This is a genomic window from Fibrella aquatica, assembly GCF_041321135.1.
Classification (GTDB): Bacteria; Bacteroidota; Bacteroidia; order Cytophagales; family Spirosomataceae; genus Fibrella; species Fibrella aquatica.
Genome location: NZ_JBGGWF010000010.1, coordinates 75,440 through 101,434, shown reverse-complemented (window position 1 = coordinate 101,434; position 25,995 = coordinate 75,440). Strand labels below are relative to the sequence as shown.

Sequence of the window (25,995 nt, the reverse complement as noted above, 5' to 3'; positions counted from 1 at the left end):
CGCCCTGTCTTTGTCGTACGTATGGTCGATAGGAGGATATGCAGACGCACTAACCTTCGGCACCATCTACTTTATTCGTTCTTAAACTACCATGAATATACTTGTTTTGGGCGGCAAACAGGCCTACAAATCTGAAATGCCCGATAGTAAAAGTTACCTTGCCCAGTTTGCCAGGCGGATTAGAAAAACCGGCAACCCAGTCAAGATCGATCATCGTCCTGTGGCTCTGGCAGAAGCTACCCAACTCATTCCGCAGCTACAGCTTTCTGATTATGATCTGATTTTGCTTCAGTTCGATTTGCCTCTTGACTGGCTTCCGATCACGCCTGTGAGTCGGCTAGGTATGCGGACCACACTCTGGCTGCGGGGAATGCGGTTTCTGCTCCTGAAAGATGTCCGCAGGCAATTGGCGCAGGTGTTGTTACAGGTACGGGTGTGTAATCGGCAGGTGATTCTGATTACACCGTTTCCCAACCGTCGTGGGCTGGAACAACAACTAACACAGTTAACGCATACTGTTTATGTTCAGGAAAGTCTTGAGTGGCAAGTGCCTTTGTTTGATGTAAGCAAACAGCTTTCGTGTGGTGATGAATTTTTCCGAAATGGATCAATGGATCAACTCAGTACGGTAGCTCATGAACTGCTTGGAAGTGAACTGCACACCTTTATCACTGAACCCACCTACACACTATGGTCATAATCTTTACGTCATCAGTATCAAAAAAAGGGTCGTAGCAATGCTACGACCCTTTTTTTGATACTGATGACCACTATTTCTACCGGCTCCGGCCAACGGCTACCGGCTCAACGATAGCGTCAACGTCGGCCAGGATACGGCCGCAATGTTCGCAAACGATGATTTTCTTTTTGTCTTTAATGTCGGCCTGGCGTTGTGGAGGAACCACGTTAAAGCAACCGCCACAGGCACCGCGCCGAACCGTTACTACGGCTAGTCCGTTGATGGCGTTGTTACGAATTTTGTCGTACGAAAGCAGCAACCGGGCTTCTACGTTTTTGGCCTGCGTATCGCGGTCAACAGAAAGTGATTTTTCGTCAGCTTCGCTTTCGGCAACCAACTGGTCGAGTTCCTGCTTTTTCATCTTCAGATCTTCTTTTCGAAGATTGAGCGACTGCTGCGTGGTGTTGATCTCCTCCTGCTTGCTCTGCATCCGGAACTGAGACTCGCCGATTTTCTTATCCGACAGTTCCATTTCCAGCGATTGCAATTCGATCTCTTTCGTGATGGCGTCGAATTCGCGGTTATTCCGCACATTCATCTGTTGCTCCTTGTAACGGGCAATCAGTTTGTCGGCGTCTTTCTTGATACCCTTGTGGCGGTCAACTTCTTCCTGAAGGGTGCTTACCTCGCTGTTGAATTTACCAATACGTGTTTCGAATCCGGCAATTTCGTCTTCAAGATCGCGAACTTCTTCGGGTAGATCGCCCCGCATTTTGCGAATATCATTTAACTGAGAATCAATGGCCTGCAGTTTAAGAAGTGCGTCTAACTTTTGCGCTACCGTTAGTTCCATTCGGAGGAGTGATGTTTTAAAATGTATACTGTGAGAAGTGAGAAATAAGATATGAGAAACAAGATGACTAACTAATACTTGCGTCTTGCCTCTTATTTCTTGCTTCTTTGTTCTATCTAAAAGAAATACCGCACCGGATTGGTGTCAGTATCTGCTAAAATTACCGCAAAGGTAGTGAATTTCTGCCTCAAATGCTGGGCTATCAGGTCTTTGGTAAATACCTCGCTTTCGTAGTGGCCAATGTCGCAGATTATGGTTTGTCCGTCGGCATCAAAGAACTCGTGATACTTGTAATCGGCAGTAACAAACACATCGGCTCCTGCCCGAATGGCAGCGGGAAGCAGAAAGCTGCCTGACCCACCGCAAACGGCCACGCGACTTACTGGCTTGTTGCGTGGTGCCGTATGCCGAATAACGGATGCATTCATGCTATACCTGAGGTGGTTGAGCCAATCTGTTTCGTTCATCGGTTCGGACAAGTCACCTACCGCCCCGGAGCCCACGGTCTGGTTTATATTATTCAGAGCGTAGAGATCATAGGCAGGTACTTCGTAGGAGTGAGCCTGTTTCAGGGCACCTACAACGGTACTTTCCAGGTACGTTGGCAATAACACTTCCAAACGTTGTTCGGAAACCGTTTCGTCTTTCCCCACCTCTCCAACCACCGGACTGGCACCATTCAGCGGCCGGAACGTACCTGTACCGCCCACCCGAAACGAACAATGATCATAGCTGGCAATCTGGCCGGCACCTGCCTCGTAGAGGGCTGTCAGGACGTTCTGAAGATCAGCCTCAGGTACGTACGCCACAAGCTTACTAAGGGTCTGTGCTTTCGGAGCCAGAATCTGAACATTCGTTAAACCCAGTCGACTGGCGATGTGGTAATTGACGCCTCCCACTACGCTATCCAGATTGGTATGTGCCGCGAAAATAGCAATGTCGTTTTTAATGGCTTTGATTACTGTGCGTTCTACATAGTTCTTACCATTCAGTTTTTTCAGGCCTTTGAACACAATAGGGTGGTGAGCCACAATGAGGTTGCAGCCGCGGGCAATGGCTTCGTCGACAATGGCTTCGGTGGCATCGAGCGAAACCAGTACACCAGTTACGGGTACGTTCGGGTCGCCCACAATAAGCCCGGCATTATCGTATGATTCCTGATAGGCGGGTGGGGCCCAAGCGTCGAGGTAGCGCGTGAGATCCCGGATCAATGGCGTTGTCATGGCGCAAAGGTACAGGAAGGCGGCGCATAGGCAGTGTGCCGGTGATTTTTGGACGAGCTAGGATTTGGCTAAGATTTTACGGAATAATTAACGGTATTATACATTTTCGATAACCACATTTTTCCCGGCGCTGTTATTAGTACGGGTGGGTATACTTACCCGATAATTTTAGTCTAGATACACTATGAAAACGATTCAGTCAATTACCGCGATTCTTCTACTGACGCTGATTTTAAGCGCATGCGGACGAAAAATGAACTTCATCAACTCAACCATTGTGCCTGGTGCTACCGGACAGGTTGCCGTGAAGAAAGACAAGAACAACAACTACGTGATTAATGTAGACGTGCTGAATCTGGCCGAGCCCAATCGGCTAAGCCCCCCTAAGGACGTGTACGTTGTCTGGATGGAAACAGGCCGTGGTGCTGCAAAGAAGCTGGGTCAGATCAATCCAAAGTCAGGATTGCTGTCTAAGGCACGGAAAGCAAGCCTGAATGCCACGTCGACTACCGATCCAAGCAGAGTATTTATCACAGCAGAAGATAACATTGACGTTTCGTACCCAGGTGGCCAAACGGTGCTGGCTACTCAATAATCTCTGACATTAACGCAAAACGCCCCTGACTGTGTAGCCAGGGGCGTTTTGTGTAGTAGCGAAGGGGCAATTACATCATGCCACCCATGCCGCCACCGCCGTGGGCGTGACCGCCACCGGCAGGCGCTTCTTCTGGCTCGTCAGCGATCAGGCACTCTGTTGTCAGTAACAGGCCGGCAATAGAAGCTGCGTTCTCAAGAGCAAGACGCGTTACTTTCTTCGGATCGATCACACCAGCAGCGAACAGGTCTTCGAAAGTGTCGTTTTTGGCGTTGTAGCCATATCCGCCTGTACCTTCTTTCACTTTGTTCACAACTACCGAACCTTCGCCACCAGCGTTGGCAACGATGGTACGAAGAGGTGACTCAAGGGCCACACGGATGATGTTCACACCCGTTTTCTCGTCTTCGTTGATCGTATTAACGGCATCAAGTGACTCGATAGCGCGGATCAGAGCGATACCACCACCTGTTACGATACCTTCTTCAACGGCAGCGCGGGTAGCGTGCAGGGCATCGTCAACGCGGTCTTTCTTCTCTTTCATCTCTACTTCGGTAGCAGCACCGATGTACAGAATGGCAACACCACCCGACAATTTGGCCAGACGCTCTTGCAGCTTCTCGCGGTCATAATCAGACGTTGTGTTTTCGATTTGCGCTTTGATCTGGTTTACGCGACCAGCGATATCTTCTTTACCGCCAACACCATTTACGATGGTTGTGTTGTCTTTATCGATGATGATCTTCTCGGCCTGACCCAGATACTCGGCTGTAGCGCTTTCCAGCTTGTAGCCACGCTCTTCAGCGATTACAGTACCACCAGTCAGGATGGCGATATCTTCCAGCATGGCCTTGCGACGATCGCCGAAGCCAGGTGCTTTTACGGCAGCCACTTTCAGAGCACCACGGATTTTGTTTACAACCAGTGTAGCCAGGGCTTCACCGTCAACGTCTTCGGCGATGATCAGCAGCGGACGACCCGTTTGGGCCACCTGCTCCAGAACTGGCAACAGTTCTTTCATCGACGATACTTTCTTCTCCGAGATCAGGATGAACGGGCGCTCCAGTTCAACTTCCATTTTCTCGGTGTTGGTTACGAAGTAAGGCGACAGGTAACCGCGGTCAAACTGCATACCTTCTACGGTTTTCACTTCCGTTTCAGTACCACGAGCTTCTTCAACCGTGATCACACCTTCTTTACCTACTTTCTTCATCGCCTCGGCGATCATGGTACCGATTTCTTCGTCGTGGTTAGCCGAAATAGTAGCTACCTGCGCGATTTTGCTGAAATCATCACCTACTGTCTGAGCTTGCTCTGACAGATTGGCGGTCACAGCCAAAACGGCTTTGTCAATACCGCGCTTCAGGTCCATTGGGTTGGCACCGGCAGCTACGTTCTTCACACCGATCGAGTAGATCGCCTGCGCCAGTACGGTGGCTGTAGTAGTACCGTCACCTGCTGAATCAGCGGTTTTAGAGGCTACTTCTTTCACCAGTTGAGCGCCCATGTTTTCCATGGCGTCTTTCAACTCAATTTCTTTAGCTACCGTTACACCATCTTTGGTGATGGCTGGTGAGCCAAATTTTTTGTCGAGGATAACGTTCCGGCCTTTAGGACCCAGGGTTACCTTAACGGCATCGGCTAACGTATCAACGCCCTTCTTGATTTTATCGCGGGCTTCTGTATCGAAAAGAATTCTTTTAGACATGGTTTTTGGGGTTTAAAGTTCAAGGTTCAACGTCTAAAGTTGCTCCGCCTATTGATATAGACCCTGGCAACTGACATTGAACATTAGACCTTAGACGTTAAACTGTTATTAAACGATTGCGAAGATGTCAGACTCACGCATGATGAGATACTCTTTACCTTCAATAGTGATTTCGGTTCCGGCGTATTTGCCGTACAGCACCGTATCACCCACCTGAACAGTCAGGGGTTCGTCTTTTTTGCCTGTACCGATAGCGACGATAGTGCCACGCTGGGGTTTTTCTTTGGCCGTGTCGGGAATAATAATTCCAAATGCGGTTTTTTCTTCAGCCGGGGCCGGTTCAACCACCACGCGGTCGGCGAGGGGCTTTACTTTCACGTCTTCCATTGCTGTGGTCATAGCGATAAGAGATGATATAGGGTTGATAAAACTAGTTTGACTAATGAGTAATCAGACAGTAAGCTGTTGGTCAACCTCTGTGCCAAATCGAAAATACTGACAAAGTTGCAGGTTGCCCCTGTCAGTGTGTCAATGGAGCAAATGCTTAATATTTGTTCGGCGAAGTAGATAAACTGTCTACCTTTTATATGGCAATTATTCGTTATTGCCATATCTTGTAAAAAAGAACGATGCTTCACCTTATCTGTTTTCTTCGTGTATGACTACGTTACCGTACGATTGGCTGACACAAAACCGGATTGATGTCGAGTATAAGCAGTATGTCGTTTTGGCGTATTTGCAGAGTGTAGAACGCCGGTTCGCCGACAGCCAGCTTCATCCCGACCTGCCAGAATTGAAACGTCACTATGAGGCTACGCTTCATTTCAGAACGGGAAAAGGCTCACTTACAGCCTCTTTTCCCAAGCGAGTAACCGGAATTAGCGGACCACCCCCGCGCATAAACTATGAATCTGAGTTGCCGGAAGATTCGTTGCTGGACGAAGTAGATGAAATCATTGATTTTGCGTTGCCACGCTTCAATGCAACTCTGACCGAAGGGCAGCAACGCTGGAACGATCTGGCTGCTACCCTTACTCTGGAGCCTGTAGGCCTGATGCCACTGCGTCCCGATGAAGGATACCTTTTTTTACACTACGCTACATCGTCCGATCTATCTATCTACCAATACCGGCTCACGCTATATGATGAGCAGGCCCCGGGCGGGCGATTGGTGCATTGGCAACTGCGCGAACGTACCCAGCGTACAATAGGTACCACATTTGAACGACTTAAACTGGATTTGATACGACGGTATAACCTGCCAAATCCAGCTGCATTTCGGCTCGAAAGCCAACGTCAGGTACCTGAGCAGGAAACCCTTTTGCCAATTGCTCAGCAACTGTTAAACCAGGCTATTTGCTAGACGCGTTATTACCAAGAGGATAACAAACAGGGTCAATGTTAAGAAATTGTTAAGTTTCTTAACATTGACCCTGTTTGCTTGATTTAAGATAAGTAACTGAAATATAGTTGGTTAAGAAAGTAATTGACTCAAAGATTTAGCTGATTGATAAGTTATATTCGGGAAAATGATTAACATTGACATAACATTGGGGTAATAATTACGTAATATTACATATCAGTCAGCCAGCAGTAGTCAATACGATAGCGCTTCCGGTGCTAATACGAGCGAGTGCCACGACAGACTGGGTTTGGTCTCTTTTCTAATTATAAAAGCCTTATATCATGAAAACACTCATTTGTTCATGGATTATCCTCGGTGTTACAACCGTTGGGGCTTTTGCCAACCCTGGAACTAAAAAAATCAGCAAGGCAAAGCCACAAGTTAGTTTGGAACAACAGCTAGCTAATCAGTTAACGTACCCCGTTGCGCTGCAAAAGGCAACCGGTAATGGGGTCGTTGTCATTCAGTTTCGCCTTGCCGACAATAATAAATTGGTTAATCCAACTGTGTTTACTGACAACAAGCAACTTAACGATGAATTGACGCAGCAACTCATGAATGCCAAATTGTCATTGCCTGAGTCGGGCGATTCAGAACAGGTTCATACCGCCCGGTTGCGCTTCAAGGCATCCGAATAACCAGTAGTACTTACTGACTAAAGCTGTACTACAGTCGACTGCAAAAAGCGGAATGGCCAGTTAGATTTGATCTAACTGGCCATTCCGCTTTTTGTTAAGTAATAGTTGCTGGCTTCAGCGCTCAATGTATTCGGGATGACCTTCCTGAGTGTACGTACCTGTAAAGGTTATTTTACCCGAAACGAGCGAGTGTAGAATACGCTTGGCTTCGTCGCGTGCTTTGGGGTATACGGCCATGAGTGTACTTTCGTGTCCTTCTACCGACTCAGGATTAGCCCCGTATGTCGATAGTATCGATTTTCCATATTCGTTGCCGAGTGTATTCAAAAAAGTAAGCCCGTGGGTGAATTTTTCATACATACTGACCAACGCAGTAAGCGGACGATCTTTCCAGATAATGGCCATCAGCAACTCAGCTAGCTGCTCTTTTTCGTGCTGAGCCCAATCTATATAACCACGAAGTAACTTGTCGAGTAAAGAAGGGGATTCAGTATGTTGGAAATCGATTGACATAAGGGCAGCGTAATCGGTTGGAGAAAGTATAGAGCGTAATTCGGGCGTTGCTTTTACCCATTGGGCAAAATCATCTAATGTTAATCCGCCAACTAGGTAGGAAATTAATTGTGAACTGATTCGACGACTTGTAACGGGGTCCTGATCGGGCATGTGGCAAATGAGGCTGTACTACTAACATAAAAATGGTATGATTTTTCGCTATCAGCATTGGGCCGATAGTTAGATCAGAAACACTCTTGGTTTACTATGCTATCCAACCTTTCTATAAAGCAAACACCCGGCCAGACTATGAGACTGATGCTGTTTTTTGTCGCTTTTCTCTTTTTCGGTTCAACCGCTTGTTCCACTAAACAACCTATGTCAAGAATAAGTAACTTTACTATGTTATCACTTGGCGATTCGTATACCATTGGCGAAAGTGTTGCAGAAAATGACCGCTGGTCGGTACAATTGGCCGGATTATTGCTAGAGCGTGAAACGGCCGTAGAAAAGCCTACTATTATTGCTCGAACCGGTTGGACTACCGCCGAGTTAATCACCGCCATTGAGGCATCGGGCAATCAGAAACAATACGATTTGGTATCATTGCTGATCGGGGTAAATAATCAGTACAGGGGGCAGGGAATTGAGCAGTACCGGAGTGAGTTTCGGCAGTTGCTGCAAACAGCGGTCAGGTTTGCGCACGACCGGGCCGATCGGGTTGTAGTGCTGTCAATTCCTGATTGGGGTGCATCACCTTTCGCAGCTAATCGCGATCGAACAGTCATTGCCGCGCAAATCGATTCATTCAACCAGGTAGCCCGTCAGGAGTGTGAAAAAGCGGGTGTTGCCTATGTCGACATTACGCCGTTGACAAGGCAAGCCAGCGGTGACGCTACTCAATTTGCAGACGATGGCCTGCACTATTCTGGAAAACAGATGAAGAAATGGGCCGAAAAAGCCCTGCCGGTGGTAGAGGGAATGTTGAAGAAATGAAGTCTAAAGTCTAACGTTCAAAGTCCAAAGAGCTTTGCTTTGTCAGGATATTTGCCAAGCGAAGCACCTTAGACATTAAACAGTAGACCTTGAACTTTTAAAATCTTACCGTTGCGTGAAATCGGAAAGAGGCAGATTGTCGGCTTCATCGTTGAGTGAGTTCAGCATCTGCTCTACCTCCTGCATACGTACCTTATCGCTATTCCGGTCGAATGAGAGCATCAGGTTTCTGAGCATGCGGCGGATAATATCTACGTTGGAGCAAGGTTGGTAAAAAATCGGAGCCGGTTTCAGATTCAACTGACCAATATAATGGTCAATATCTTTGGTTGAGAAGATCAGTCCGCGGTTAAAGACGTTGATGTAAAACTGTACGCCGTTGGGTGCTTTATAGGTCAGCACAAACAGATTGGGCAGGTTGACACCATAGATGGGCAGCCCTAGTTTTTGGGCAATCATCATATAAATCAGGCACAGGGAAATGGTATTGCCCTTTCGGGTTTCCAGCACCTGATTAATCATCGAATTGGCTGGTGAGTGGAAGTTCTTTGTGTTAGGCGCAAACTTCATTTCGTTATAAAACACGCCATTCAACCCTTTCACCTGATCGGCAGGGTGAACGTCGGTCTGTACCTTTAGCCAGGCGTCGTAATAAAGTTGCTCCAGATCTTGCCGAAGTTTGTCGATCGACAAATCAGGATATTGGTAGGTCGCCACAATCCAAAGCCCTTCCAATAAGTCCATTGCACCACCTTCTTTCCAGGCATACAGCCTATCGAGGACAGAAGTATATTGCAGGTCATGAATGATTTCTTCGATCCTTTTCTGCAAAAGGGGGTTAAAACTGCCTTCCCACTCCGTTTCCAGAAAGGGGATTATGGTATTGCCCAATTGCCGGATGCGCTCTTCCACATGAGTGGTAATTTCAGCATCGTCATCGTCGAGCAAAGAGATCAGGGCTTTGATTTCGTTGTCGTTCATAAGCGTTGTCACGTAAAGCGGCAGGTGATAAGCTAAATAATTGATTGAGAAACCAGGTTGATTTGGTTAGTTTTGCCCGGTTTTTACGAGCCAGACTGTATAGGCCCTCTTTGCAAGTAACAACAAAAAATTACAAAAAACGATTTGGACGCTCACCCAATCAATCCCCCGAAAATACTTGTTACCGGAGGTGCCGGTTTCATTGGTTCACACACCGTTGTAGCCCTGGTAGAAGCCGGTTTTGAACCCGTCATCGTAGACGACTTTTCTAATTCAGAACCGAGTATCCTCAACGGTATTCAAGCGATACTTAACCGCGAGGTACGTTCATACCACATCAACTGTAACGATTCTGCCGCCATGACCGATGTGCTCGATAGAGAACAGGTTAGGGGTATTATTCATTTTGCGGCATCGAAGGCAGTTGGCGAGTCGGTTGAAAAGCCGCTGAAGTATTACCGGAATAATCTCGATTCGCTGTTGTTGCTGCTCGAACTTATGCCGCAGTTTGGCGTGCAGAACCTGGTATTTTCTTCTTCATGTACGGTATATGGTCAACCCGAACAGTTACCGGTTACGGAAGAAACGCCGCGTTTACCTGCAATGTCGCCTTACGGTAACACCAAAGCCATTTGCGAAGACATTATCCGCGATACGGTAACGGCGCAAATGCCGGTTCGGGCCATTTCACTGCGTTACTTTAATCCAATTGGGGCGCATCCGTCAGCACTTATTGGCGAATTACCACGCGGCGTGCCGGCCAATCTGGTACCTTACCTGTTGCAAGTTGCTTCTGGGCAGCGGGCGAGCCTGACAGTTCACGGCAACAACTACAACACACCCGATGGAACAGCTATCCGGGATTATATTCACGTGATGGATCTTGCCGATGCCCACGTGAGCGCCATTAAATTGCTGGCTGCAAAAGAAGAAACGTCATTTTATGATGTGTTCAATATCGGTACCGGTCGAGGTGCTTCGGTGCTTGAACTGATCAGTACATTCGAGGAGGTCAATGGGGTTCAACTACCTTATTCACTAGGTACCCGTCGCGCCGGAGATATCGAGCAGATTTACGCCGACGTCACCAAATCAACCCAGGGATTGGGTTTTGAAACAAAACGTACTCTTGCCGATGCCCTGCGCGATGCCTGGCGCTGGCAGCAAAAAATCAGTTAAAAAGTTTGCCGTTTACCGTTTTCTGTTGCTTTGCTAAATAATCAATACGATGCAGGGCAAAGCAACAGAAAACGGTAAACGGCAAACAGTAAACTTCCTCCATGAAAACCATCATCATTACCGGCGGGGCCGGCTTTATCGGGTCGCACGTGGTGCGTCTGTTCGTTACCAAATACCCCGATTACCAGATTGTCAATCTGGATGCGTTGACTTATGCGGGTAATCTCACCAACCTGACGGATATCGAGAGTGCGCCTAATTACACTTTTGTGCGGGGCGATATTACGGATGCCGCCTTTCTGGAGAGCTTCTTTACGGAGTATAAACCGGAAGGTGTTATTCATCTGGCTGCCGAATCGCACGTTGACCGGTCAATCACCGACCCAATGTCGTTTGTGATGACTAACGTGGTGGGAACGGTTAACCTGCTCAACGCCGCCAAGAAAAGCTGGCTAGCCTCAGACTCTGGTTTCGACGGAAAGCGATTCTACCACGTATCGACCGACGAAGTATACGGATCATTGCATAACCCGGAGGATTTTTTCACCGAAGACACCGCCTACGACCCGCAGTCGCCCTACTCAGCGTCGAAAGCCGCTTCTGATCATTTTGTTCGTGCGTATGGCAACACATACAAAATGCCTGTTGTGCTGACCAACTGCTCAAACAACTACGGTCCGAATCATTTCCCGGAGAAACTGATTCCGCTGATGATTCACAACATTCAGCAGAATAAGCCGCTGCCTGTGTATGGTAAAGGCGAAAACGTGCGCGACTGGCTATACGTGGTCGATCATGCCCGGGCCATCGATACGGTATTTCACACGGGGAAACTGGGCGAAACCTACAATATTGGCGGTTTCAACGAGTGGAAAAACATCGATATTGTTCACTTGCTTTGCCGGGTGATGGACGAGAAACTGGGTCGTCCCGCAGGTACGTCGGCACAATTGATTACTTACGTAACCGACCGTGCCGGACACGATCTACGTTACGCCATTGATGCCAACAAGATCATGAATGAGTTGGGCTGGCAGCCGTCGCTTCAGTTTGAAGAAGGCTTGAACAAAACAGTCGACTGGTTCTTGGCTAATCAGGAATGGCTCAACAATGTTACGTCAGGTACGTATCAGGGCTATTATCAGGAAATGTACGCGAACAGATAAAAAGAAGTCTTGACAGTCGGTTTAGAAAAGTGCTGAGTCTGGAAAGTCAGCTTGGTGCGTCAGCGCTGCTAAATTGACTTTTCAGACTTAATACTCTTTTTGCATTGACTCACCAGACTTAAAATCATGAAAGGAATTATACTCGCCGGTGGATCCGGCACCCGATTACACCCGTTGACACTGGCTGTATCGAAACAACTCATGCCAGTCTACGACAAGCCGATGATCTACTATCCGCTGTCGATTCTGATGTTGGCCGGTATTCAGGATATTCTGATTATTTCGACGCCCCACGATTTACCCCATTTCGAGAAACTACTGGGTGATGGATCGCGCATCGGATGCCGATTTACCTATGCCGTTCAGCCAAGCCCCGACGGGCTGGCTCAGGCGTTTATTATTGGCGAAGAGTTCATTGGCACCGACAAAGTGGCGCTTGTGTTGGGTGACAACATTTTTTACGGTTCTGGCTTATCGAAACTTCTACAAGCCAACAACGACCCTGATGGAGGTGTTGTGTATGCCTATCAGGTGCAGGATCCCGAACGGTATGGCGTAGTTGAGTTCGACGATGATTTCAACGTATTATCAATAGAGGAAAAGCCGGAAAAGCCAAAATCGAATTACGCCGTTCCGGGGCTGTATTTCTATGATAACGATGTGGTAGAGATTGCGAAAACGATTCCGGCGTCTCCCCGTGGCGAACTGGAAATCACCGACGTAAACCGGGTATATCTGGAGCGGGGTAAGTTAAAAGTAGGCGTGCTCGACCGAGGCACTGCCTGGCTAGATACAGGTACGTTCGCCTCGCTGATGCAGGCTGGGCAGTTTGTACAGGTTATTGAAGAACGACAGGGCCTGAAGATTGGCTGCATTGAAGAAATCGCCTATCGAATGAAATTCATTTCTAAGGAGCAACTCACCGAGATTGCCAAACCGCTCGTCAAGAGCGGATACGGGCAATATTTATTGGGTATATAAAAAAAGCCGGAGCATTGCTCCGGCTTTTTGTTACCTAACCTATGAGATGAGAAAACTTAAATACTTTTGGAAACTTATAGTCTATGTGGACATCGTCGGAAAACTAACCCGCGTTGATGCCATCAAAGATACCGGTCGAACGGTAGCTCTAAAAGCGCATAACCACCCTTTTTGTAACAAGTGTAGATAATGCGCAAAAACCCGTATACGACCACGTAGTTCTACGTGTTTGCTCTTGTAAAAGGCAATAAATTCGCAACCAGACCTAGTGCGTTGTTTTATAGGGTGGAAACCTAAGAAGTCTTTTGGTAGCTTTCCGGTCAAATTGAAACCACCCTCACTGCAATGACCGATAAGAAAAAATTCCACGGTGACGTGGGCCGGTTCCTGACCGGAAACGACGCTCGTTCCCGCACTGCCCGTTTTAAACGGTACAAGCAGGAGCAGGGCTTCAAAGAAGAGACCTTCACTCGGGGTGAATTCTTTGGTATCAATCGCATTAACAAGCTCCTGGGTCGCAAAGACTGTGTCGGTATACGCATTTACTACGGTAAAACGTACGAAGACCAGGATGAAAACCCGGTGGCTGACGGCGAAGGTGAATTGAAATCACGCATGGTCATTGTGGGCGTGCGAGCTGATGGCAGCGATATCTTCGATGACAAAACGGGCCTCAAAGACCCCGGTGACGGCGATGCACTGGGTGATGGATTTATATGCCCAAGACATTGTCCTTCATAAACAGTATGATTGAGCGACTGATCAAGTTTACCTTAAACTATCCGCTAGACATCATTAGTTATCTGTTTCTGCTCCTGCCTGTATTTGTCGCTATATACAGGCGGGAGTTGTTAGATAAAGTACTGTTTCTTGCTGTCATCTACTTCCTGGTTCGCTTCCTTGAAGAGTCAGCTCTTCTGTATTACTCGCTTCTGGCACCAAGCACGATAAGCTTGCAGAAAGGGTTGCTCGTTATTGATGTTATTCTGATAGCCCAACTCTATTATTTCGCTCTGGAAGGCCAGAATCTGACCCGAAAAGCGGGCCTGTTCTTTTCGTTTATAACACTTGTTGTTATTGTTGTTACTTATTTTTACAGTGAATACGCGTCCATAGGGGCTTCTTTACTGCGAGTGCTGATTATCTTTTTCTCGCTGTCTTATTTCAATAAAATTCTATCAGAAAATCGAATACTAAGAATTGTGCATCATCCTATGTTTTGGGTGAATGCAAGCATTCTGCTCTATGGTATGGGTACGTTTATGATCTGGCTATTTATTGATTACCTGCTGGATATGACCAAAACCTCAGATCAAACATTCGACCTTTTCTGGAACATGGGGCAGATCATCGTTATCATTCAATGCATCGTTTCAGCTGTCGGTATATGGGCAACTAAATTTGACCGGGATAACTATATCCAATCGGTGTAGACGGTTAAGTGTCGTAGTTGTTGTGATACTTCTTTACTGTGTTTCTTGCTTTTGCCGGTGCTGATTAGCTTACTTTTGCGTGGTTAGCCAACCTGAACACCGTCTATGACTGAGCCTACCCCGAACGTACCTGCCAAATCCGTCAATTACTCCCGTACCACGCTAACCGAATTGATGATTCCGGCTTATGCCAATTTCGGTGGTAAAATTCATGGCGGTACCTTGTTGTCGCTGATGGATAAAGTGGCTTATGCCTGTGCCGCCAAACACGCTGGCGAATATTGCGTGACGGTGCTGGTCGACGGCGTTAACTTCCGCCAACCCGTTGAAGTAGGTGAACTGGTTTCTTTCATGGCGTCGGTTAATCACGTCGGACGCACGTCGTTGGTGGTGGGTATAAAAGTGATTGCCGAAAACGTGAAAACGGGTACTGTGAAGCATACCAATACCTCGTACTTTACAATGGTGGCCAAAAACGACGACGGGGTACCGACCGAAGTACCACCGCTGTTGCTCGAAACAGCCGAAGATGCCCGCCGATTTCTAGAAGCCATCAAGCGGAAAGAGCTCCGGGCCGATTATAGTAAACACTTTGATAATGAACGTACCCGGATGCTACTGGTTGAGCGATTGGTTGAACTGACCAGCGAACGATGTGTGCTTGGCCCCGGTTTATTGGGCGACAATCAATAACCATACAACGGCCAACGAGTTATCAGTTTATGTGGTATTTCATACTGAAGCAAGACGATCTCAAACCCGAGCCTTACCGGACATTACAACAAAAAGCGGTGCAAACGGAAGTTGAACCGTTCAATGAGCCGTTTGATAATCTATGCCTGTTTACCGTGGAAGATTATGCCGCGTTCGTTGATGCGCTTGATCTGGAAGGGCTGCAATACGACGTCCATAATCAGCGCCCCAGCCGCGATCGTCTTCTGGAGCAACTGCGGGCGGCGTAGCGTCTGCTCATCCACTCGACCTGATTTTATAGTTTCTGGCTGGCGAGCTTAAAAAACCGCAGGGTGAGCAATAGGGCGGCGAGGCTAAGGCCAACTAGTAAGCCAATCCAGACGCCGGCCGCGTCATAGCCGAAGGTAAAACCCAGCAAATAACTGGTTGGCAGGGCCACGAGCCAGTACGAAAAAAGCGTGATCAGCGTAGGTACGTTCACATCCGAGAGGCCACGCAACACACCAACCCCCACGGCCTGAATACCGTCGGAAAGCTGAAAAAAACCAGCCATAAACACTAGTGTGGCCGCAATCTGGGCTACTTCGGGCGCATCGGTGATATACAGGTTCACCAGCACCTCGTTGAACGACAGAAAGACGACACCGGCAAAACCCATCAGCATGATCGTTAGCAGGAAGGCCGCAATTCCTGCCCTTCGAATGCCCGCCTGATCACCTCTGCCCAGCGCCGACCCTACCCGGATGGCAGCGGCCGACGATATACCGGTAGCCATCATATACGTCGACGATACCATGTTGATCGCAATCTGATGCGCGGCCAGCCGGTCGGCCCCCAGCCAGCCAATGATGACCATAGCAGCGGTAAAGAGCGCAATTTCGAAGAAGAAGGTTAGGCCACTGGGCAGGCCCAATCTTAGGATTGTTCGTACGTCGGCGGCAATAGGGAGGCGGGCAAATTCAGGGTTGAAATAGGCCCGAAAATTGACCGACCGGCGAACGTACCAGATCATGGCCCCCGCCATGAATACCCGCGACAACAACGTAGCAAACGCCGATCCCTGAATGCCTAACTCCGGAAAGGGCCCGATGCCTAGAATAAAGAGGTAGTTAAACAACGCATTGAGCACCAGCGCCATGATGGTAATGGTCATGGCTATACGGGGGAAACGGAGCCCATCACAAAGCTGACGGGCGGCAATAAACACAAACAAGGGTAGGTTAGACGCGCTCAGGATCAGCATGAACGGCCGGGCCAGCACGTTTACTTCGGCGGTTTGTCCCAGCCACTGAAAATTCAGAGCCACTACCGCTACCACCGCACCAAGCACCAAACTGAGCAGCAGAGCCACCCGAATACCAGCCCGGTAGTTACGGTGTACATCGGCCGCATTTCCCCGCCCGTTCGCCTGCGATACCAGGGCGGCCACAACGGTAAGCCCGCCCATACCGATGCTCGACAGAAGGAATGACATAGAGTTGGCCAGCCCCGCTGCGCCCAATGGAATAGCGCCCAGCAGCCGACCCACAAACAGGTTGTCGGTTACGCCCATCAGTACGTTACTCAGTTGGGCAATAACGATGGGAATACTAAGACGAAGGGTATCGGATAAGTCGGCGCGGAGGGTCACTGGAAGGGAGGAGAGGGAGAACGGAGGGAAGAAAATAGAGGGAAAGCAAAGGTAGGAAGACAACGCCCTTTCTTTCCTCTACTCTCCCTATTCCCCTTACTCCGTTCTCCGTTTCCTCCTTTCCTCCCTTCATTTTCCTTACCTTTGTTTATACACAAGAATCAAACGTTCGCTTGAAAGAATACGGAAGTAGTATCGAGAAGATGGTCAAGTACCTGTTGACTATCGAAGACCGCGAGAAGCGCACCCGGCAGGCGCATATCCTGGTAGAATTGATGCGGCAGATTCACCCGGGCATGAAAGACGGGCAGGATTACTATAATAAACTGTGGGATGATCTGTATATCATTTCAGAGTTTAAACTAGACGTCGATAGTCCGTTTCCGCCGCCATCGCCGGAGGTGCTTGGTAAGAAGCCCAAGAAGATTGAATACCAATACCATAACCTGAAATACAAACATTTCGGGCAGAATATAAATCTGCTGGTCGAGCGGGCCATTAATACCGAAGACCCCGAAGAAAAGCGGGCATTTGTGTCATACCTGACACGGTTAATGAAAACGTTCTACATGGCCTGGAACAAGGAGACCGTTGAAGATGAAACAATCTACCAAAGTCTGCTCGATATTTCGAAGGGTAAACTGGCCGCCGACATCCAACTCATTCGGGATGAAGGGCTGGTAGAAGGGTCACCCCGCGAGCGGACCGAAGATCAGCCGCAGAAACTGGGTCGTCAGCCGCAATTGAAGCCCTATGCCGGTAACTACCAGCCTCAACAGCAGCGTAACCGGCCCGATCGTCCCAACAACAATAACAATCGTAACCCATTCCGGGGGGGCAACAACAACGGTGGCCGAAACAACCCTAATCAAGATTCGGGTCCCCGTAATTTCCGGGGTGGTGGCGGCAATAATCCGAACAACAATAGCGGCGGCGGCAATAACCGGCGGCGGGGAAGGTAGATCAATTAAGAATTAAGAATTAAGAATGGTCGCGTGCCTAAAAACTCTTAATTCTTAATTCTGCATTCTTAATTCATAAAAATGGCATCTTTTAAAATTACCGGCGGCCGTCGGCTATCGGGCGAGTTAGTGCCGCAAGGGGCTAAAAACGAGGCTCTGCAAATTCTTTGTGCAGTATTGCTTACGAAAGAACCCGTTACGATTCACAACATCCCGAATATTCGGGATGTCAATCAGCTCATCGAACTGTTAGGCGACATGGGCGTTTGGGTGACTAAAATCGGTGAGAGTTCATACCGATTCGTGGCTAGCGACGTAAACCTTGATTTCCAGAATACCGACGCCTATAAGCGCAAAGCGGCTGCCCTGCGTGGCTCTGTCATGCTGCTCGGGCCTATGCTGGCCCGCTATAAGCAGGGACGTATTCCCCGGCCGGGAGGCGACAAAATCGGTCGTCGTCGGCTGGATACTCACTTTTTGGGCTTTGAAAAACTAGGGGCCAAATTTCATTTCGACGGCGATTTTTACCGCGTTGAAGGCGATCAGCTCAAGGGGGCGTATATGCTACTCGACGAAGCTTCGGTGACCGGAACAGCCAATGTTCTGATGGCTGCTGTTATGGCTGAAGGTACCACAACGATCTATAACGCTGCCTGTGAGCCGTATTTGCAACAATTGAGCAAAATGCTCAACCGCATGGGCGCCAAAATTTCAGGTGTAGGTTCTAATATGCTCATTATTGAGGGGGTCGAGCAACTGAGCGGTACTGAGCATACGATGCTGCCTGATATGATTGAGATTGGCTCGTTCATTGGTATGGCTGCCATGACCCAGTCGGAGGTGACGATCAAGAACTGCCAGATTCCTGAACTGGGTATCATTCCTGACGTATTCAAGCGGTTAGGTATTCAGCTCGAATTCCGAGGCGACGATATTCACGTACCTGCCCAGGAAATTTACCAGGTTGAAACGTTTCTTGACGGCGGCATGATGACCGTTTCTGATTCGCCCTGGCCCGGTTTTACACCTGATCTACTGAGTATCGTGCTTGTGACCGCTATTCAGGCGAGCGGAACGGTGCTGATTCACCAGAAAATGTTTGAGAGCCGCCTGTTCTTCGTTGATAAGCTGATAGAAATGGGTGCACAGATTATCCTCTGCGATCCGCACCGGGCCACGGTGGTTGGCTTGGGGCGGCAGCAGCAGTTGCGCGGTATTCGTATGTCGTCGCCTGATATCCGGGCGGGCGTGTCGTTACTGATTGCCGCCATGTCGGCCAGCGGAACAAGCATCATTGACAATATTGAACAAATTGACCGGGGTTATCAAAACATCGATACCCGCCTCAACGCCATCGGCGCCGATATTATCCGGCTGTAGGTACGTTGTTGATTTTAAGTAGATTTTGACAAAGCGCGGGAGAGTTACCCGCGCTTTTTTATATTTCGGCCATGCCGTCACTAAATGTACTATTCTGGAATGTCCAGAAAAAAGATCTGATAACTCAGATTACTAATCTTGTTGAAAGTAAGGATGTTGATATTCTAATACTAGCTGAAAATCCGGTGAGTTCAGAACGTCTCGTGGATGTATTGAGCACTGTGAGATTTGGAAAAGCTTATACTAGCTTTTCCAAATGCGAAAAGATTACCATAATTACCCGGTTTTCTAACCACTTAATTAAACCAATAGAAGAGGATCCTCGACTAACAATACGTCAGGTTTCGATACCTGGTATTGACCCTTTTCTGTTAACGGCTTTACACCTCCCTGATAAGATGAGTGCAGATGAAGAAAGCCAAAGTGAAAATGCATCTTCAGTTGCTACCCAACTGATTATAGCAGAGAATCGACTTGGCTTGAAGCGACATCTGGTAGTTGGTGACTTCAATATGAATCCATTCGAACGTGGAATGATAAAAGCTAATGGTTTCCACGGAACGATGTCGAGCGAAATAGCCAGTAAAGGCGCACGAACCGTACAGGGTAAGTCATATCCTTACTTTTACAATCCTACCTGGGGTTTGTTTGGCGATTTGAACAAAGAGGCGTCAGGCACGTATTATTATCGTAAAGCTGAACACGTTTGTTACGAGTGGAATTTATTTGATCAAGTATTGATACGTCCTAGTCTGATCGCCAACTTTGTCAAAGAGAGCTTGACAATAGTTCAACAGGATAGTGTATCTTCACTTATAAAGAGGAATAGCCAGCCTAATAAGAACGCTTACTCGGACCATTTACCCCTGTTTTTTACCCTGAATTTTTAAGCAATATGGAAACGCAAAATCTTTGGCCTGATTTCCCTGTCCAAGAAAGTAAAGGGCCTAAAACTATCTTGAGCGAGCAGGCACGGTACCTAACGGAACAGACAAACAACATACTTTCGGCAGCGGTTACGCCAAGTGCTGTGCCAAATAACGAACGTATTCAATATACGCTGTTTATCATAGCTCCCCTACTAAACGATTACCGTTATAAATTGCTGACTATCTCTTATGATCTAGCGGTGAATTATCCTCTATATATAACCTGGAGGTATGAAGAGGACCCTAAAAAGGAAATTCTTAGTGAAGAAGAGTTCATCAAAGAATTGAGAATGATATTCAATGATCCAACCACAATAAGTGTGGTCTCGTCGCTTTTAGCACAAAGTAGAACTGAAGCGCTAACTGAGTAATTATTTATACCCGCCTCAACGCTATCGGCGCCGATATTATCCGGCTGTAGGTACGTTATAGCTTGAAAAGCAAGATAGGCCATTCCCGCGAGGGAGTGGCCTATTTACGTAATACCGATTCGGGGCGAGTAGCTTACGAAACGTTTAATAAAGTTAGACGTATGAGTTCTGTATTTATGGTAACTTTTCAACTGTTTGCTCTCCCCCTATCGCTATACCGCCAATGAACCGTTCTTTACTTTATTTGCTCGTCATAAGTCTACTGGTCAATCTGACCGCACAGGCTCAGAAAAAGCCGTACCAACTGCTCATGCAGGATGACAACGTCCGTTATCAGGAAGTAAAGGCTGAATTTGAAAAAGAACGCCAATCTGTAGAGCGAATTAGGGAGAAAGCGCTACGAAAAGCCCGTCGCAAGTCATTGCCTGAGCCTGAATTTGAAGAGAACGAAGATGAAGCCAAGTTCTATCGTTGGGAGCAGTGGCGATTACGGCATCTTGGTCCCGATGGCAGTTATGACCCTGCCTACGTACCTGCAGAGTTAGCTCGTTTCGAGAAAAGTCAGGTTTCCAGTCGGGCACGAAAAGCGGCCAACCCAGCCTGGAAAGAACTAGGCCCGTTTACAACGCCGACCTCAGCCCTGAACAACAGCAGCCATTTGCTGAACGGCTATAATGTGGGGCGGCTAGGTGCGGTAGCCTTTCACCCCACCGACGCTAGCACAGTCTACACCGCCTCGCCGGGGCGTAGCAACTCCACAACCGGAGGCCTTTGGAAAACAACCGACAACGGCGTAAGCTGGACTCCTTTGTTCGATAAGGCGAACAACATGATCGTCACTGATGTGGCGGTGTCTGCCCGTACCCCGCAACTCGTAATTGCAACCAGCAACTGGTTTGCCGCAGCCGCGTCGGGCGGTACGGTTGGGTATGGCATTCAGAAATCAACGGATGGGGGTGTTACGTGGTCTCATCTGCCTTTCCGCATCCGCTACGAAAACACGGCTGGTAGCACAAACACCGTAGGTATCGGCCGGGCTACCAATATTATTATCGACCCCGCCGATGATAATCATCTGATTGTGACTTGTGTGAACGGTATTCTTTATTCAACCGATGGCGGGTTAAACTGGGTGAAAGCAACAACGCCCATTGCCGACCGCCTGGCCAGTTACGCCGATATTGAGCTAAAACCGGGTGATCCGCAGACGGTATACGTGAGTGGCGCCGGTCGCGACCAGATGCTTCGGTCTGTTGATGGGGGCAAGACGTTTACCTCACTTAACCTGCCCACTACCATTGAAGTAGGTACGTCGGGCCGGATTGAACTCGCGGTTTCTGACGCCGCTCCAGATTACCTGTACATGCTAACCGGCCAGGGCTCCGAGAAACACGCCGGGCTGTATCGCCTGAATACCGCTACCAGTGAGGTGCGGGTTATTGTGGCGAAAGGAGCCCGGTTTGCCACTAACCAGCAAACGCGCGATGATACGCAACTCTTCTGGTGCCAGTCGTTGGGCGTATCGCCGGTTGATACGAGCGAGATTCATGTGGGCATGGTTGCCCTGATGTCGACCTTCGATGGGGGACGTACCTGGGAATACCGGCATGGATGGGCCACTAACCGGGCGGGTGATGTCCATTCAGACGTGAGCAGTTTCGGCTATCAGCCCGGTACAAACCGATTTTTTGTTACGTCAGACGGCGGGTTGAATGCGGCAACAGGTAAACGAGGGGCGGCTTACCAATTCTTCGATCAGATTGCGGTCTCACAGATCTATTTTCTGGCGCAGTCGGCTACAGTGTCAGATCGAATGGTGATCGGCTTGCAGGATAATGGATCGAAGATGTTCATCAATGGCACCTGGCAACAGGTCAGCGGTGGCGACGGGATGAGTTGTCTCATCGACGGTGATAATCCGAATGTGTATTATTCCACGGCACAAAACGGCGTACTGTATCGGGTAGCCAATGGCTTTCAAACGTATATCACGCCAACCGGAGTCACGGGTGATAACACCAGCTTCTACAGTCCGATCGATTACCATCAAGCCACGAAAACGCTGTTTTTGGGGTCGAATAGCCTGTGGCGAAAAAATGAGCAGAACTTTCTGTCGCAGTGGGAGAATGTGAAGACCTTCGAGACGGGTGAAGAAATTCAGGATGTTTTTGTGGCTCCGTCTGACGTAAATACGCTCTACGTCCGTACCTATAAAACGGGGGCTAGTTACCGGTTCTATTTCAGTACCGATGCGGGGCAGAATTGGGAGCGGGTGTTGGGCGACAGTTTCGATGCCTACATGACCGCCATCGTTGTTAGTCCCACCGACCCCAAAACAATCTACGCTTCACGGTATGTGCTGGCCGAATCGACGTATCACGTCATGAAATCAGCCGATAATGGACGTACCTGGACTAAGATAACGGAGAATTTGCCCCGCATCGCTAGTAACGCCATCGCCTTTCAGGAAGGGACTGATGAGGGGATTTACGTGGCGATGGATCAGGGCGTTTATTACAAAGACAACAGCATGAGTCAGTGGGCTCGGTATGGTACAGTATTACCCAACGCTATGGTGTATGATCTCGACATCGACTATGCAGGCGGTAAAATTAAGGCAGCTACGCATGGTCGGGGCGTTTGGGAGGCCGAATTGGCTGTCCCGGTTGGTCAGGTAACGGCGCTGGCCACTGCCGCTCAGCAAGTGTGTGCTGGAGGCAACATACCTGTTACGTTTCAGGTGTCTAGAGGAAACACGGGCGTTAGCAACTACGGCATACAACTATCGGACGGAAACGGGTCGTTTGCCAATCCGCAGCTTTTAGCCTCGGTTACTTCTACAACTGCCAACGTTACCATCCCTGCCAGTTCGTCGGCCGGCAATGGCTATAAAATCCGGGTATTGCGCAACAACAACATCAGCACGGCCGACACATCCGCTACGTTTTCTGTACTGAGTTTGCCCAGCCTGGCGGTCAGTGCTCCCGCAGAGGTCGTGTTTGGGAATCCCGTGAGTGTTACGCTGAATTTCGGTGGTTCGGGCCCCTGGCAGTATAGCCTGACTGGTGATACATTACGCACATCGGCGAACAATACACTCGTTCGTTCACTGTCTATTGCAGAAGGAACGACCTACCGGGTCAACAGTGTCAGCAACGTGTGTGGCTTGGGTGAGGCCACCAGCACGGCCAAAGTGGTTGTGATTCCAACACTGGCCATCCAAAATATAGCAAAAACGGCCCTTTGTGCGGGTCAGAGCGGGTCACTGACCGTGGTGCAAGGTGGTTCGTTCAACGGGTCTACCGGGTACGTTGTCCAGCTTTCTGACGCAGTAGGCAGCTTTGCCAATCCTGTGGCTGTTGGTAGCGGCACACAAGCCGACATTGCCTACACGATTCCTGCCAGTCAATCGGCGGGAAGTGGATACCTACTCCGGGTGGTGGGCAATACCGCTGAAAAAGTGGAAACAACCCCCGGTCAGGTATTTACGGTAAACGTATTACCTACGGGAGTGATTGCCGCCGGGGGCGATGTCAGTATTCTGCAAACCACCACCACAACGCTCCGCCTCACATTCACTGGCACACCGCCGTATTCCTTCACGTTATCGGATGGCCAAACCGGTACGTCACCATCATCACCGTTTGAGGTGACCGTCAAGCCTGACAAAACGATAAGTTACGAAGTGACTGGTCTGTCGAACGGATGCGGTACAGGTACGTTCTCGGGTAGCGTGGCCATTACCGTCATTCCACTGCTGGCTGTCGATCCGGCTCGTGGGCCGGTAGTTACGGTATTACCCAATCCAGCCTCTGAGCAGGTTCGGGTTGAAACCAGTTTAGGCGGGGCTCATAGCGTTATTTTGTATGATGTGCTGGGGCGTGAGCAATTGCGCCGTAGCTTCGAAAAAAGTACCGACGTAGGCCTTCGCACACTGGCAAAAGGCGTGTACGTGTATCGAGTCATAACTCCAGTGGGAGCAGTAGAGGGCCGTTTGCTGGTTCAATAAGTTAGAAATAAGGTTTGGGGCGGTTTGCTATTCGTCCCAAACCTTGTTGAATGCCCCAAAAAGCGTGTTTTTGTGTACGGGTCCCGCTACGTTTGTTTCATCAAACGATAACCTAATTGCGCCATGAAAACGCTGCTGACTCTTCTCCTGGTTACACACATAGCTACTGGTTTTACCGCATTGGTTGTTGGCCTGATTCCCATGCTCGCTCAGAAAGGAAGCCGACTGCATAACCGGGCCGGGCTGGTTTATGTCTACTGCATGATTACTGTAGCCGTTACGGCCCTGCTACTTTGCGGACTTCAGCCGTTTAAAATGATGCGCCTTTTTCTGACCGGAATTGCTGTGTTTAGTTTCTACCTGTGCTTCACCGGCTGGCGGGCTATCAAAAATAAAAAAGGCCAGCAGGCAACGCTCGATATAGCGCTTACCTACGCTACCCTGGTTGTGGGCGCTGCCATGATTGTCGTTGGAACGTACCTGCTTACTCAACGCGGGTTCTCGTTCATGCCGATTGTGTTTACGTTTTTTGGCGCCTTGACGGGGCGTTTTGCCTGGCAGGATTACCGTCAACAAAGCCAGCCAACGCTAAAAATGGGCTGTTATTTTCAGCATTTCACCCGGATGGGCGGTTCGTACATCGCCACGTTTACCGCCGCAGCCGTCACCAACGTACCCCGATTACTGCCCACTAATGCGCCAGAATGGGCCGGCACGCTCATCTGGCTTGCCCCGTCAATTCTGGGCGGCATGCTCATTGGGCGCACGGTGCGTTATTACAAACAGAAATTTGCATCTAAATCGGCGGGTATGGCTGTTTCGTAGATTCGGACTGTCCGTTACCTTTACAATTCACTCGTAGGGTAGGGGACACCGATCATGAAAATTGCATTTATCACCGATATACACATTGCCGGCGAGGGCGAAACACCGGCGGGAATCGATGTGCGGGCTAATTTCCTGAAAGCACTCGACATCGTTCGGGCCATGAAACCAGCCTGTCTGGTGATTGGGGGAGATCTCTGCTTCGATGTAGGCGTGCGGGAAATTTACCAGTGGATTTACAAGCAGCTGCAAAACGATCTGCCTTGCCAGTGGTACGCCATCCCCGGCAATCATGATGATTCGGTGATGATGGCTGAAGAACTGCACTTAACCCACCATCTGACTGGCACCGAACTCTATAGCGCTTTGCCGCTCGATGGGTATCCCGCCTTGTTCCTGGATTCGTCGAAGGGAAGTTTCTCCGATACACAGTGGGCCTGGCTTGCCGACCAACTTGCGGTTATCAGCCACAATGTGCTTATTTTCTGCCATCACCCTGTGCTGCCTGCCAATGCCCGATTTATGGACACGAAATATCCGTTCCGCCAGCAAAATCAGTGGCTCGAGGTTACCGAAGAGTTACCCTGCCGTATGCAGATGATTAGCGGCCATTACCACACCGAAGCCACTGTGATGCGCGGCAACACAACGATACTGGTTACGCCTTCAACCTATATTCAGCTCGACCCCCATACGACAGAAATAAAACTTCTTAACTCAGGTCCATACATGCGCGAAATCGATGTGACAACGCATGGTGTGAGTAGCAGGTTGATTACGTTCTAATAGTCTGGATAGTCGTTAAAAGAGTAGTGCCGAGTCTGGAAAGTCAGTTTGAGCGACTTTCCAGACTCGGCACTACTC

Annotated in this window: 26 protein-coding genes; 19 read left to right on the top strand and 7 right to left on the bottom strand. The window is 49.0% G+C overall.

The annotated features are described in order from the left end of the window. Positions 1-91: 91 nt before the first annotated feature. On the top strand, positions 92-700 hold the full coding sequence (locus ACAW87_RS20010) for a hypothetical protein (RefSeq protein ID WP_370725412.1): 609 nt from the start codon (positions 92-94) through the stop codon (positions 698-700). A gap of 76 nt (positions 701-776) precedes the next feature. Here the strand turns inward: ACAW87_RS20010 and ACAW87_RS20005 are convergent, their stop codons facing one another. Next, positions 777-1,532 (bottom strand): zinc ribbon domain-containing protein, encoded by a 756-nt coding sequence (locus ACAW87_RS20005; RefSeq protein ID WP_370725411.1) that lies wholly within the window; start codon positions 1,530-1,532, stop codon positions 777-779. A 116-nt stretch (positions 1,533-1,648) separates the two neighbouring features. Then, the gene (locus ACAW87_RS20000) at positions 1,649-2,755 is read right to left on the bottom strand and encodes a Nif3-like dinuclear metal center hexameric protein (RefSeq protein ID WP_370725410.1); all 1,107 of its coding nucleotides are present in this window, start codon (positions 2,753-2,755) and stop codon (positions 1,649-1,651) included. A gap of 184 nt (positions 2,756-2,939) precedes the next feature. Here ACAW87_RS20000 and ACAW87_RS19995 point away from each other — a divergent pair, with 184 nt between their 5' ends. Further along, entirely contained in the window at positions 2,940-3,350 is a 411-nt protein-coding gene (locus ACAW87_RS19995) for a hypothetical protein (RefSeq protein WP_370725409.1), read from the top strand. A 70-nt stretch (positions 3,351-3,420) separates the two neighbouring features. Here the strand turns inward: ACAW87_RS19995 and groL are convergent, their stop codons facing one another. Both groL and ACAW87_RS19985 read right to left on the bottom strand, forming a co-directional pair. Beyond that, positions 3,421-5,058 (bottom strand): chaperonin GroEL, encoded by a 1,638-nt coding sequence (gene groL / locus ACAW87_RS19990; RefSeq protein WP_370725408.1) that lies wholly within the window; start codon positions 5,056-5,058, stop codon positions 3,421-3,423. A 108-nt stretch (positions 5,059-5,166) separates the two neighbouring features. Then, positions 5,167-5,445 carry a co-chaperone GroES gene (locus ACAW87_RS19985; protein ID WP_198172210.1) on the bottom strand — a complete coding sequence of 93 codons (279 nt, stop codon included), beginning with the start codon at positions 5,443-5,445 and terminating at the stop codon, positions 5,167-5,169. 271 nt (positions 5,446-5,716) lie between these two features. Between ACAW87_RS19985 and ACAW87_RS19980 the strand changes: the two genes are divergently transcribed. After that, positions 5,717-6,421 carry a hypothetical protein gene (locus tag ACAW87_RS19980; protein ID WP_370725407.1) on the top strand — a complete coding sequence of 235 codons (705 nt, stop codon included), beginning with the start codon at positions 5,717-5,719 and terminating at the stop codon, positions 6,419-6,421. A gap of 323 nt (positions 6,422-6,744) precedes the next feature. Continuing rightward, complete coding sequence (locus tag ACAW87_RS19975) at positions 6,745-7,101, top strand: hypothetical protein (RefSeq protein ID WP_370725406.1); 357 nt, start codon at positions 6,745-6,747, stop codon at positions 7,099-7,101. Between the two features lie 114 nt (positions 7,102-7,215). On the opposite strand, the gene ACAW87_RS19970 is transcribed toward ACAW87_RS19975, so the two are convergent. Beyond that, positions 7,216-7,767 (bottom strand): RNA-dependent RNA polymerase family protein, encoded by a 552-nt coding sequence (locus tag ACAW87_RS19970; RefSeq protein ID WP_370725405.1) that lies wholly within the window; start codon positions 7,765-7,767, stop codon positions 7,216-7,218. Positions 7,768-7,998: 231 nt separating this feature from the next. On the opposite strand from ACAW87_RS19970, the gene ACAW87_RS19965 reads away from it, so the two are divergent. Beyond that, positions 7,999-8,592: an SGNH/GDSL hydrolase family protein gene (locus ACAW87_RS19965; protein WP_370725404.1), complete on the top strand. Its 594-nt coding sequence runs from the start codon at positions 7,999-8,001 to the stop codon at positions 8,590-8,592. 105 nt (positions 8,593-8,697) lie between these two features. Here ACAW87_RS19965 and ACAW87_RS19960 read toward each other — a convergent pair whose 3' ends face one another. Beyond that, positions 8,698-9,573, bottom strand: a complete 876-nt coding sequence (locus tag ACAW87_RS19960) for a transglutaminase-like domain-containing protein (protein WP_370725403.1) — start codon at positions 9,571-9,573, stop codon at positions 8,698-8,700. A gap of 144 nt (positions 9,574-9,717) precedes the next feature. Between ACAW87_RS19960 and galE the strand changes: the two genes are divergently transcribed. The 7 genes from galE to ACAW87_RS19925 all read left to right on the top strand — a co-directional run bounded on the left by galE (position 9,718) and on the right by ACAW87_RS19925 (position 15,294). Continuing rightward, a complete protein-coding gene (gene galE / locus ACAW87_RS19955; protein WP_370725402.1) occupies positions 9,718-10,752 on the top strand; it encodes a UDP-glucose 4-epimerase GalE in 1,035 nt (344 codons plus the stop codon). 101 nt (positions 10,753-10,853) lie between these two features. Then, the gene (gene rfbB, locus ACAW87_RS19950) at positions 10,854-11,918 is read left to right on the top strand and encodes a dTDP-glucose 4,6-dehydratase (RefSeq protein WP_370725401.1); all 1,065 of its coding nucleotides are present in this window, start codon (positions 10,854-10,856) and stop codon (positions 11,916-11,918) included. A gap of 126 nt (positions 11,919-12,044) precedes the next feature. Beyond that, positions 12,045-12,899 carry a glucose-1-phosphate thymidylyltransferase RfbA gene (rfbA, locus tag ACAW87_RS19945; RefSeq protein ID WP_370725400.1) on the top strand — a complete coding sequence of 285 codons (855 nt, stop codon included), beginning with the start codon at positions 12,045-12,047 and terminating at the stop codon, positions 12,897-12,899. Positions 12,900-13,244: 345 nt separating this feature from the next. After that, positions 13,245-13,640, top strand: a complete 396-nt coding sequence (locus tag ACAW87_RS19940; RefSeq protein WP_370725399.1) for a hypothetical protein — start codon at positions 13,245-13,247, stop codon at positions 13,638-13,640. A 5-nt stretch (positions 13,641-13,645) separates the two neighbouring features. Beyond that, positions 13,646-14,332 carry a hypothetical protein gene (locus ACAW87_RS19935; protein ID WP_370725398.1) on the top strand — a complete coding sequence of 229 codons (687 nt, stop codon included), beginning with the start codon at positions 13,646-13,648 and terminating at the stop codon, positions 14,330-14,332. A 105-nt stretch (positions 14,333-14,437) separates the two neighbouring features. Continuing rightward, positions 14,438-15,025, top strand: a complete 588-nt coding sequence (locus tag ACAW87_RS19930; protein WP_370725397.1) for an acyl-CoA thioesterase — start codon at positions 14,438-14,440, stop codon at positions 15,023-15,025. 29 nt (positions 15,026-15,054) lie between these two features. Then, complete coding sequence (locus tag ACAW87_RS19925; protein ID WP_370725396.1) at positions 15,055-15,294, top strand: hypothetical protein; 240 nt, start codon at positions 15,055-15,057, stop codon at positions 15,292-15,294. A 26-nt stretch (positions 15,295-15,320) separates the two neighbouring features. Here the strand turns inward: ACAW87_RS19925 and ACAW87_RS19920 are convergent, their stop codons facing one another. After that, a complete protein-coding gene (locus tag ACAW87_RS19920; RefSeq protein ID WP_370725395.1) occupies positions 15,321-16,655 on the bottom strand; it encodes an MATE family efflux transporter in 1,335 nt (444 codons plus the stop codon). Between the two features lie 131 nt (positions 16,656-16,786). Here ACAW87_RS19920 and ACAW87_RS19915 point away from each other — a divergent pair, with 131 nt between their 5' ends. The 7 genes from ACAW87_RS19915 to ACAW87_RS19885 all read left to right on the top strand — a co-directional run bounded on the left by ACAW87_RS19915 (position 16,787) and on the right by ACAW87_RS19885 (position 25,917). Beyond that, the gene (locus ACAW87_RS19915) at positions 16,787-17,617 is read left to right on the top strand and encodes a DUF4290 domain-containing protein (RefSeq protein WP_370725519.1); all 831 of its coding nucleotides are present in this window, start codon (positions 16,787-16,789) and stop codon (positions 17,615-17,617) included. 81 nt (positions 17,618-17,698) lie between these two features. Continuing rightward, the gene (gene murA / locus ACAW87_RS19910) at positions 17,699-18,997 is read left to right on the top strand and encodes a UDP-N-acetylglucosamine 1-carboxyvinyltransferase (protein WP_370725394.1); all 1,299 of its coding nucleotides are present in this window, start codon (positions 17,699-17,701) and stop codon (positions 18,995-18,997) included. A gap of 71 nt (positions 18,998-19,068) precedes the next feature. Then, positions 19,069-19,887: a hypothetical protein gene (locus ACAW87_RS19905; protein ID WP_370725393.1), complete on the top strand. Its 819-nt coding sequence runs from the start codon at positions 19,069-19,071 to the stop codon at positions 19,885-19,887. Between the two features lie 5 nt (positions 19,888-19,892). Continuing rightward, positions 19,893-20,297, top strand: a complete 405-nt coding sequence (locus tag ACAW87_RS19900) for a hypothetical protein (protein WP_370725392.1) — start codon at positions 19,893-19,895, stop codon at positions 20,295-20,297. 223 nt (positions 20,298-20,520) lie between these two features. After that, the gene (locus tag ACAW87_RS19895) at positions 20,521-24,306 is read left to right on the top strand and encodes a T9SS type A sorting domain-containing protein (RefSeq protein ID WP_370725391.1); all 3,786 of its coding nucleotides are present in this window, start codon (positions 20,521-20,523) and stop codon (positions 24,304-24,306) included. A 123-nt stretch (positions 24,307-24,429) separates the two neighbouring features. After that, positions 24,430-25,131, top strand: coding sequence for a DUF2306 domain-containing protein (locus tag ACAW87_RS19890; RefSeq protein ID WP_370725390.1), 702 nt, complete (start codon positions 24,430-24,432; stop codon positions 25,129-25,131). 54 nt (positions 25,132-25,185) lie between these two features. Next, a complete protein-coding gene (locus ACAW87_RS19885; protein ID WP_370725389.1) occupies positions 25,186-25,917 on the top strand; it encodes a metallophosphoesterase family protein in 732 nt (243 codons plus the stop codon). The last annotated feature ends 78 nt before the right edge of the window (positions 25,918-25,995 follow it).